Origin of the sequence: Rhodococcus wratislaviensis (genome assembly GCF_900455735.1) — a bacterium.
Lineage (GTDB): Bacteria > Actinomycetota > Actinomycetes > Mycobacteriales > Mycobacteriaceae > Rhodococcus_F > Rhodococcus_F wratislaviensis.
Window position 1 is genome coordinate 1070142 of record NZ_UAUI01000001.1, and the last position, 9859, is coordinate 1080000.

The window sequence follows — 9859 nt, forward strand, 5'->3', positions numbered from 1 at the left end:
CAATGCTGGGGCCTGCCGACCCACGGGACTTCACGGTAACACCTTGTCGTACGTCCCGGAAACAACGCGCCGCGATTGCCCGCCCCGATGTGATGCGCGCTACGCCGGTGTGGCCCCCACGGTGACACCGGTGGTGCCGGGCCCCGTGCCGTACCGGCCGGCACCGCCGTTCAGTTGCTCCTGCAGCGCGAGCGGAACGGTGATCTTGCCCGCTTCGCGGTCGATGTTGTCGATAGTGGTGAGCGCCGCGGAGAGCGCCGCGTCGGCCCGCGCCACGGCGACCGCACCGTTGCCCTGCGCCGAGGCCGGACGCCCGGCGAGAACCGCCCCGGCCCCTCTCGAGTCCAACGCGCCCGCGAACCGGGCCACCACCGCACCGCGGTTGCCGCTGACGCCGTCCTCCACGTCGCGGTCGCCGGTCAGCACCACCGCGACCTGTGCCGGTTGGACCGCACCGTCGTCGTAGCTGACGAATCCCGCCCCGCGGAGGGTCTCGAGGGCGAGCGCCATCTCCTGCGCGGAACTCTGCGGCTGACCCGTCTCCTTGCCGAGCATGAGGACCGAGCCGAGCAGGTCGCCTGCGAGGCTGCCCTGGTCGACGGCCCCGGTCTTCAACGTGACACCAGCGGGGATCACGTTGTTGACGACCGTCCGCAACCGGTCACCGCCGGTGGCGTCCACGAACGAGTCGGTCAGCGACACCCGCCCGGTCACCGACCCGCCGGCCTGCGCGATCATCCGGTTGACCCCGTCCAGGTCGGCGGGGTCGGCATCCGGGGTCGTCACGACCATCACGGTGCGTTGCGCGAGAGAGTCGGCCACCACGCGGCCGCCGACCGCGGAATCGAAGCCGTCCGCCGAGTTCAACTGCTCGGTCAGCTGGTTGTTGCGTTCGGTCGCCTTCTCCATATCGGTCTGCAGGTCGGCCTTGTCGTCGCGCAGCCCCGAGACGAGACCGCTCGACAACAGGCCGGAACCCATCACCACGCCGATTGCCAGAGCCAGGAAGATCGCCGCTATGGAAATGGCATGTTGACGCAGAGAAATCACTTGAAGAACCCCTGAACCCACAACGCAAAGCTGTTCCACGTCGCGACGGCCCAGTCCAGTGCCTCACCACCGATGTTCGACACCACCAGGGCCACGATCACCGCGACCAGTCCGGCCAGCACGAGCAACGCGATCGCACCGCCCGACACCCGGCTCCGGTACAGGGTCGCCACGGCCTTCGCGTCCACCAGTTTCGGCCCGACCTTCAGGCGGGTCATGAACGCCGACGGGTTGCTGTCGCGGCGGCCGCGGTCGAAGAACTCGTCGAGGGAGACGGTGCTCCCGACCGTGACAATCAGCGACGCGCCGTGATGATCGGCCAGCAGCAGCGCCAGGTCGGACGGGGACCCGGACGCCGGGAACGTCATCGCTCCGATGCCGAGGTCCTGGATCCGTGACAGACCGGGGGCGTGACCGTCCTGGTCGGCGGGGAGAACCACCTCGGCGCCCGACTTCAACGTGGCGCTGGTGATGTCCTCGGGGTCGCCGACGATGAGATCCGGGCGATAGCCCGCCGACTTCAGGACGTCGGCGCCTGCACCGACGCCGATGAGGATCGGCGAGTACTCCTTGATGAACGGCTTGAGGTTCTTCAGGTCGGTTGCGTGGTCCGGGCCGTCGGACACGATCACGACGTGCCGTTCCTTCATGTCGACGTCGACGTCGGGGACTCCGACACCGTCGATCAACAGCGGACTCTCGGTGCGGATGAACTCGATGGTGTTGCCGGAGAACGCCTCGAGGTGGTCGACCAGACCGGTCTTCGCCTCGATCATCCGGTCGGAGATCTCCGCCTCGGTCTGTTCGTCGCCCTTGGCGATGCGCCGTTCCCCGGAGTAGACACCGCCCCCGTTCACCCGGACCTTGCTGCCGTCCTTGATGCTCTTGAAGATGTCGGCGCCGGCCGAATCCACCAGGAGGATCCCGTTGGCGACGATCACCTCCGGACCGAGGTTGGGATAGCGCCCCGAGATCGAGGGCGACGCGTTGATCACTGCGAGAACGCCGGCCTTCACCAGGGCGTCCGCGGTCCCGCGATCGAGGTCGAGCTCGTCGAGAACGACGATGTCACCGGGTCCGACGCGTCGCAGCAACTTGGCCGTGTTGCGATCCACCCTGGCGATGCCGCTGACCCCAGGCAAAGTTTCGGTGTTACGTGACAGCAGTGCCGGCATCTTCATGAGTTCGATGATGGACCGGAAGCAGGACCGACCTGTGGAGGCGCGCCGAACCGTTTACCACATCAGTCACACCATTACCACGGGTGCGGCCGACGGTCCGCCGGGCGGGGTTCAGGCGGAACGCTCGGCGTTGGCCGTGGCCAACAACTCCTCCGCGTGGGCGCGACCGGTCTCCGTGTCGTCGAGTCCGGCGAGCATGCGGGCCAGTTCCACCACCCGCTCGTCGTCGGTGAGTGTGTGCACACCACTGCTGACGACGCCGTCCGCGTCGTCGACCTTGTCGACCACCAGGTGAGTGTCTGCGAACGCCGCGACCTGCGGCAGGTGTGTCACGACGATGACCTGGTGCGTCCGGGCGAGCCGGGCCAGTCGCCGGCCGATCTCGACCGCGGCCCGACCGCCGACACCGGCGTCGACCTCGTCGAACACCATCGTCGCGCCCGAATCGGACCCGGCGAGCACCACCTCGAGGGCCAGCATCACCCGTGAGAGTTCACCGCCGGACGCGCTCTTGCTGATGGGCAGCGACTGTGCGCCGCTGTGCGCCGACAGCCGGAATTCCACTTCGTCGACGCCGGACGATCCCGCGTGCAGTTCCGTACCGTCGACGGTGAGCGGTGCCGTGTCCTGGGGTCCGGCGATCCGGGGGCGGACCGACACCTCGAGGGCGGCCCGGCCCATCGCCAGACCTGCGAGTTCCGAACTGACGGCCTTGGCGAGCTTGGCCGCCGCCTTGACGCGGGCCGCGGTCAGCTTCGACGCGGCCTCCGCGGTGGACGCCGCAGACTCCTCGACCTGCTTCGTCAATGCCGCCAACGCATCGGAGGACACATCGATCTTCTCGAGCCTCGCACGGGCGTTGTCTGCCCATTCCAGTACGCCGTCGACGTCGGCGGCGTACTTGCGGGTGAGGTTCTTCAGTTCCGCCTGCCGCGACAGCAAAGAGTCCAGTGCCCCCGGGTCCGCCGGAAGCCCGGCGAGATATGTGGTCAGGTCGGCGGAGACGTCGGTGACCACTGCGATCGCGTCGGCGAGACGCGGTCCGAGCCCGTCGAGTTCGGGGTCGGTGGCCGATTCGATCCGGGCCCGCGCCTCGGACAGCAGATCCAGCGCGGGTGCGCCCACGCCGTCGCCGTCCATGTCGTCGCCGCCGGCGAGCGCGGCGTGCGCTTCCTCGGCAGCCGAGCGCAGCGAGTCGAGTTCACTGAGTCTGCGCACCTCCGACACGATCGACTCGTCCTCGCCCGGGGTGGGGGCGATGCCGTCGATCTCGTTGAGGGCGAACGTCAGCTGGTCGGCTTCCTGCGCGAGTTCCCGGGTGCGCCCGGTGCGTTCGATCAGCTCGGATCGTGCGGTCACCCATTCGTCGCGGTGCTTGCGGTACCGCGCCAGCAGCGGGCCGACCGTCTTGTCCGCGAACCTGTCCAGCGCGGCGCACTGCTGGTCCGGGCGGAGCAGCCGCAGCTGATCGTTCTGCCCGTGCACGGTGAGCAGCGGATCGGTGAACTCGGACAGCACGCCCGCCGGAACGCTGCGCCCGCCCAGGTGGGCGCGGGACCGTCCGTCGCTGCCGACGGTCCGCACCGCGATGATGGTGCCGTCCTCGTCCCGCTCGGCGCCGGTCGACTCGAGCAGCCGGGACACGGCACGTTCGACGTGCTCCGAGCCCTCGTCCGTCATGAACCGGCCCTCGACCACGGCACGGGGCGCACCGAGACGCACCCGGCCCGCGTCCGCTCGTGCACCGCTGAGCAGGTGCAGGCTCGTCACCACCATCGTCTTGCCCGCGCCGGTTTCACCGGTGAGCACCGTCAAGCCTTCGTGGAATTGCGCCGACGCCTCGGAGATCACACCGAGGTTGTCGATCCTGATCTCTGCCAGCACGTCTAGGGCTTCCTTCCTCGCCACCCGGTGACGGGCAGCTCGAACTTTCGCACCATCCGGTCCGCGAACGGCGCCGAATCCAGTCGTATCCAACGAACGGGCTCCTTGCCACGCACCACTTCGACGCGGGCGCCCGCGGGCAGCTCGAGGGTCCGGCGACCGTCGCAGAACACCAGGCCGTCGTGGCTGCCTGCCACCGTCTCGACAGCGATCAGCGAATTCGGGCTCGTCACGAGGGGGCGCGCGAACAAGGCGTGCGCGTTGCTCGGGACCACCAGCAGGGCCTCGAGTTCGGGCCACACCACGGGGCCGCCGGCCGAGAACGCGTATGCCGTCGACCCGGTCGGGGTGGAGATGAGGACACCGTCGCAACCGAAGGCCGACACGGGGCGGCCGTCCACCTCGAGCACCACTTCGAGGACACCGAGCCGGGACCGGTTCTCGATGCTCGCCTCGTTCAGCGCCCAGCCGCGTTCGATGATTTCGTCGTCCACCCGGACCAGCACGTCCAGTGTCATGCGGTGTTCGATGCGGTACTCACGACGCACCACCTGGGCGAGCGCCTCGTCGAGGTGCTCGGCCTCGGTTTCCGCGAGGAACCCGATCCGGCCCAGGTTGATTCCCAGAACCGGGATGGACGCGGCCTGGGCGAGTTCCGCTGCCCGGAGGAACGTTCCGTCCCCGCCGAGGACGAGCACCATCTCGCAACCGAGGGCGGCGTCGGGACCTGCCTGAACAATGGTGACTTCCAGCCCGGGAACCAGGAATTCGTCGGCTGCCATGCCGTCCATCGGTTCGATGCGGGTGCTGTCGACCTCGTCGACGAGGACGCGCAGCCCGATGCCGGCACGCTCGAAGATCTTGCCGACGCGTCGCGCGGTCTCCGTGATCTCGGCGCGGCCCGGGTGCGCCACGAGCAGGATCTCCCGCTCGCCTCGCTGGGTGCCGCTGCTTCCCCCGCTCACTGTGGTCCCTCCTGCACCGCGGTGCGGATCAACTCTTCTACCGACTCGACCGGTACATCATCCGTCCCGGGTGTGACATCCGCGCGGAGCCACAGGAAGTATTCGACGTTCCCCGACGGTCCCGGCAGCGGACTGGCCACTGCACCGACGGTACGCAGTCCCAGCGATTCCGCCGTCTTCGCGACATCCAGTACCGCGGCGACACGCAGCTCAGGGTCACGCACCACTCCACCGGAACCCACGTGGTCCTTTCCGACCTCGAACTGCGGCTTCACCATCGGAATCAGATCCGCGCCGTCGGCCACGCAGGCCACGAACGCCGGGAGGACGAGCTTCAGCGAGATGAACGAGAGGTCCGCGACCACCAGATCGACCGGGCCGCCGATCTGCTCGGCGTCGATCGATCGCACGTTGGTCCGGTCGACGACGTGGACGCGATCGTCGGACTGCAGCCGCCACACCAGCTGGCCGTAGCCGACGTCCACCGCCACGACCTCCCGCGCGCCGTGGTGAAGCAGCACGTCGGTGAAGCCGCCGGTGGACGCGCCGGCATCGAGGCAGCGCTTGGTCTCGACCTGGAGCCCACGGGGCCCGAAGGCCTCCAGCGCACCGAGGAGTTTGTGCGCACCACGCGATGCCCAGGACACTTCGTTGTCGACCTCGACCACCCGCAGCGGAGTTCCCGCTTCGATCGCGGTGGCCGGTTTGGTCGCTGCCGCACCCGAGATCAGTACGCGGCCGGAGGCGATGAGTTCTTGCGCGTGTTCGCGGGACCGGGCCAGTCCCCGCCGAACGAGTTCGGCATCCACCCGTGCTCGACGGGCCACGTCAGATCTTGTCCACGGTGGCCAGCGCCTCCACCAGCACGTCGTGCGCCTTCTCGAGAAGATGGGCTTTGCGTGGGATGACCCCGGCGCCGTGCTCGTCGTCAGGATCCGGTTCGACGGCTCCGAGCCGCGACAACAATCCGTCGACCTCCGTGTGGATCTTCTCGGGGTCGACACTCTGAGGAGGCCCAGGTAGATGGGCTCCCGGGCGCGGTATTGGCGTGCTCATCGGGCACAACGCTAGTCCATCGCGTTCCGATACGCATACAGCGAATCGCGTGACGAACAACGCGGGTCTGCCGGGTTTCAGGCACCCCAGCCTGAGACGACAGCGCTCACCGCGGGCGTCTTCGACGTGATCCGCGCGAAGTCGGGGAACTTCCAGGCGCCGACGGCCACGGCCCGTAGCAGCGCAGCCGAATCCACCGGCGCGGCGGAATCGGTGGTCGGTTCGATCACCAGATCGGTGCCGTCGAACTCGACGGACCACCGGCTGTCCTCACCGATGAGGGATTCCTCGGCGGGCCGGTTGAGGGCGTCCAGTTCGGACGCCAGATAGGTGGGCCGTTGCTCCGGCGCGGCGCGCAGCACGTCCACCGCGGTGCTCACGCCGGTGAGTACCAGCAGCGAGTCGAGACCGACATTATTGGCGCCTTCGATGTCGGTGTCCAGCCTGTCGCCCACGACGAGCGGGCGCACACACTTGCTGCGGCGCATCGCATCCTCCATCAGCGGCGCGGCCGGTTTACCCGCCACGAGCGGTTCCCGGGACGTCGCCGTGCGCAGCGCTGCGACCATCGACCCGTTACCGAGGACGAGTCCGCGTTCGGTGGGGAGGGTCGAGTCCAGGTTCGCCGCCACCCAGACCGCGCCGGCCCGGATCGCGAGGGTCGCCTCGGCGAGTATCGCCCAATCCGTCGTCGGCGAATGACCCTGAACGACAGCCGCCGGCGCGTCCTCGAACGACCGCACCGGCCGCAGTCCGACGTTCCGGACTTCGTCGGCGAGCGCTTCGGTGCCCACGATCAGGACCGGCGAATCGGGGGCAACGTTCTCCGCGAGAAGCCTGGCCGCGGACTGCGAACTCGTCACCACCGTCGACTCGTCGGCGTCGAATCCGAGTTCGGTCAGGTGTTCCGCGACCTCCCCCGGGCTGCGACTGGCGTTGTTGGTCACGTAGTAGCAGGACTGCTCCCCGGCCGCCAAAGCCTCTCGCGCACCGGGGATTTCCTGCGGCCCCTGGTACAGGGTGCCGTCGAGGTCGAGCAGCAGGGCGTCGTAACCGTCGCGCAGAACCGTCACTGATCGTCTCCGGTCAGCTCGGCCACACGCTCCTCCGCGTCGGTGTCACCCTCGAGATCCGCCGCAGCGGAATTGAGGAACCACTTGAGTCCGTCCTCGATGCGACCGGCCGCCACCAAGGCATCCGCGTACGCGTAGAACAGGCGAGCGGCACCCGGACCGGTCCGCGAGGCGTCGAGATCAGGGGTCTGCAGCGTGACCACGGCCTGGTCGAACTGACCGAGGTCCATGCGCGCTCCGGCGACCACCATGCGCAGCTCGGCGGCCTCGTCACCGGACAGCGCTGCAGCTTCCTCACTCCGCCCGAGTTCGATCGCACGCTCCGGGCGGCCCAGTCCACGTTCGCAGTCCGCCATCACCGCGAGCAGTCCAGGACCGCCGGCCATGCGACGAGCAGCGCGCAACTCCGACAACGCCTCCGCCCATTCGCCAGCGTGATATGCGGTGATACCCGCGGCCTCACGCACGATGGCGATACGGCCCGCACGCTGGCGCGCGGCGCGGGCATGCGCGAGCGCAAGACGCGGATCGTCGTCGACGAGCTTGCCGGCCATCACCAGGTGACGCGCAACCGTGTTCGCGTTCGTCTTGTCCAGGCTCAGCAGGTCGCGGCGTACAGCGGGATCGAGCTCGCCGGCCTCGACGTTCTCGGGAAGATCCGGTTCGTCCGGACGGGCCTGCTGCCGCTGCGGACGGTCGCCTTCACGTCCGCGAGGCGCGAAGCCGCCCTCGCCGCCACGACGGGGTCCGCCACCGCGACGATCGCCACCGGCACCGCCACGGTTGTCGCGCGAATCGCGACGGGGACCACCGGTCGAGCCACCACGACCCGAACCACCGGCGCCGCCACGGTCGCTGCTGGACGCACCGCCACGATTGCTATTGGAGGCACCGCCTCGATTGTTGTTGGAGGCACCGCCTCCGCGGAAGGACCGACGTCCGTCGTCACTCTCCGACACAGTCATTCCTTTCACACAAACCACGAAAGGGGACCCAGTATATTGGGTCCCCTTTCGGTAACGGATGTTCGGCGGTGTCCTACTCTCCCACACCCTGTCGGGTGCAGTACCATCGGCGCTGGAGGGCTTAGCTTCCGGGTTCGGAATGGGACCGGGCGTTTCCCCTCCGCTATGGCCGCCGTAACTCTATGAAACTGTCACACACTCATTTCGTGTTGTTCCCTCAACTCGGGCACCCTGCTGGGTGACCGGTGGGGTTGAAATGAGTATCTGTGTGTTGTTTCAGATACTGCACAGTGGACGCGTAGCTTCTTTGTGGTAAGTCCTCGGCCTATTAGTACCAGTCACCTGCATCCGTTACCGGACTTCCAGTTCTGGCCTATCAACCCGGTGGTCTGCCGGGGGCCTTACCCCCTCGAGGGGGTGAGAAACCTCATCTTGGAACAGGCTTCCCGCTTAGATGCTTTCAGCGGTTATCCCTTCCGAACGTAGCTAACCAGCGGTGCTCCTGGTGGAACAACTGGCACACCAGAGGTTCGTCCGTCCCGGTCCTCTCGTACTAGGGACAGCCTTCCTCAAGTTTCTAACGCGCGCGGCGGATAGAGACCGAACTGTCTCACGACGTTCTAAACCCAGCTCGCGTGCCGCTTTAATGGGCGAACAGCCCAACCCTTGGGACCTACTCCAGCCCCAGGATGCGACGAGCCGACATCGAGGTGCCAAACCATCCCGTCGATATGGACTCTTGGGGAAGATCAGCCTGTTATCCCCGGGGTACCTTTTATCCGTTGAGCGACACCGCTTCCACTTGCCGGTGCCGGATCACTAGTCCCGACTTTCGTCCCTGCTCGACCTGTCAGTCTCACAGTCAAGCTCCCTTGTGCACTTGCACTCGACACCTGATTGCCAACCAGGCTGAGGGAACCTTTGGGCGCCTCCGTTACATTTTGGGAGGCAACCGCCCCAGTTAAACTACCCACCAGGCACTGTCCCTGAACCAGATCATGGTCCGAGGTTAGAGGTCCAATACGATCAGAGTGGTATTTCAACAACGACTCCACACTCACTGGCGTGAGCGCTTCACAGTCTCCCACCTATCCTACACAAACCGAACCGAACACCAATACCAAGCTGTAGTGAAGGTCCCGGGGTCTTTTCGTCCTGCCGCGCGTAACGAGCATCTTTACTCGTAATGCAATTTCGCCGAGTCTATGGTTGAGACAGCTGAGAAGTCGTTACGCCATTCGTGCAGGTCGGAACTTACCCGACAAGGAATTTCGCTACCTTAGGATGGTTATAGTTACCACCGCCGTTTACTGGGGCTTAAATTCTCAGCTTCGCCACCGAAGTGGCTAACCGGTCCTCTTAACCTTCCAGCACCGGGCAGGCGTCAGTCCGTATACATCGTCTTACGACTTCGCACGGACCTGTGTTTTTAGTAAACAGTCGCTTCTCACTGGTCTCTGCGGCCCCACCCAGCTCACACTGCAAGAGTGATCACCGGACGAGGCCCCCCTTCTCCCGAAGTTACGGGGGCATTTTGCCGAGTTCCTTAACCATAGTTATCTCGATCGCCTTAGTATTCTCTACCTGACCACCTGTGTCGGTTTGGGGTACGGGCCGTGTGAAAGCTCGCTAGAGGCTTTTCTCGGCAGCATAGGATCACTGAATTCGCCTCATTCGGCTATGCG

General features: G+C 66.5%; 8 protein-coding genes and 2 rRNA genes (1 of these 10 running past the window's edge). All 10 read right to left on the reverse strand.

All coding sequences use genetic code 11. The annotated features are described in order from the left end of the window. Positions 1 to 99: 99 nt before the first annotated feature. Positions 100 to 1050, reverse strand: a complete 951-nt coding sequence (locus DTA22_RS04910; protein WP_037229355.1) for a copper transporter — start codon at positions 1048 to 1050, stop codon at positions 100 to 102. Next, positions 1047 to 2231 carry a putative cytokinetic ring protein SteA gene (gene steA / locus DTA22_RS04915; protein WP_112298638.1) on the reverse strand — a complete coding sequence of 395 codons (1185 nt, stop codon included), beginning with the start codon at positions 2229 to 2231 and terminating at the stop codon, positions 1047 to 1049. Before steA ends, DTA22_RS04910 begins: the two co-directional genes overlap by 4 nt. A 111-nt stretch (positions 2232 to 2342) precedes the next feature. Beyond that, a complete protein-coding gene (gene recN, locus DTA22_RS04920; protein ID WP_112298639.1) occupies positions 2343 to 4115 on the reverse strand; it encodes a DNA repair protein RecN in 1773 nt (590 codons plus the stop codon). Positions 4116 to 4117: 2 nt separating this feature from the next. After that, entirely contained in the window at positions 4118 to 5080 is a 963-nt protein-coding gene (locus DTA22_RS04925) for an NAD kinase (RefSeq protein ID WP_112298640.1), read from the reverse strand. After that, positions 5077 to 5907: a TlyA family RNA methyltransferase gene (locus DTA22_RS04930; RefSeq protein ID WP_037229346.1), complete on the reverse strand. Its 831-nt coding sequence runs from the start codon at positions 5905 to 5907 to the stop codon at positions 5077 to 5079. The genes DTA22_RS04925 and DTA22_RS04930 overlap by 4 nt, the downstream gene beginning before the upstream one ends. Position 5908: 1 nt before the next feature. Then, a complete protein-coding gene (locus DTA22_RS35895; protein WP_050785034.1) occupies positions 5909 to 6136 on the reverse strand; it encodes a hypothetical protein in 228 nt (75 codons plus the stop codon). A 77-nt stretch (positions 6137 to 6213) separates the two neighbouring features. After that, positions 6214 to 7209 (reverse strand): HAD-IIA family hydrolase, encoded by a 996-nt coding sequence (locus tag DTA22_RS04935; protein WP_112298641.1) that lies wholly within the window; start codon positions 7207 to 7209, stop codon positions 6214 to 6216. Next, positions 7206 to 8174: a tetratricopeptide repeat protein gene (locus tag DTA22_RS04940; protein WP_112298642.1), complete on the reverse strand. Its 969-nt coding sequence runs from the start codon at positions 8172 to 8174 to the stop codon at positions 7206 to 7208. The genes DTA22_RS04935 and DTA22_RS04940 overlap by 4 nt, the downstream gene beginning before the upstream one ends. A 60-nt stretch (positions 8175 to 8234) precedes the next feature. After that, positions 8235 to 8351: ribosomal RNA gene (rrf, locus tag DTA22_RS04945) — 5S ribosomal RNA — on the reverse strand. Positions 8352 to 8482: 131 nt separating this feature from the next. Further along, positions 8483 to 9859 (reverse strand): 23S ribosomal RNA (locus tag DTA22_RS04950); it runs 1759 nt beyond the window's last position.

Bases quoted from the DNA above. Each gene is read 5' to 3' on its own strand.
- steA (WP_112298638.1), bottom strand. From the start codon at position 2,231: ATGAAGATGCCGGCACTGCTGTCACGTAACACCGAAACTTTGCCTGGG.
- DTA22_RS35895 (WP_050785034.1), bottom strand. From the start codon at position 6,136: ATGAGCACGCCAATACCGCGCCCGGGAGCCCATCTACCTGGGCCTCCT.
- DTA22_RS04940 (WP_112298642.1), bottom strand. From the start codon at position 8,174: ATGACTGTGTCGGAGAGTGACGACGGACGTCGGTCCTTCCGCGGAGGC.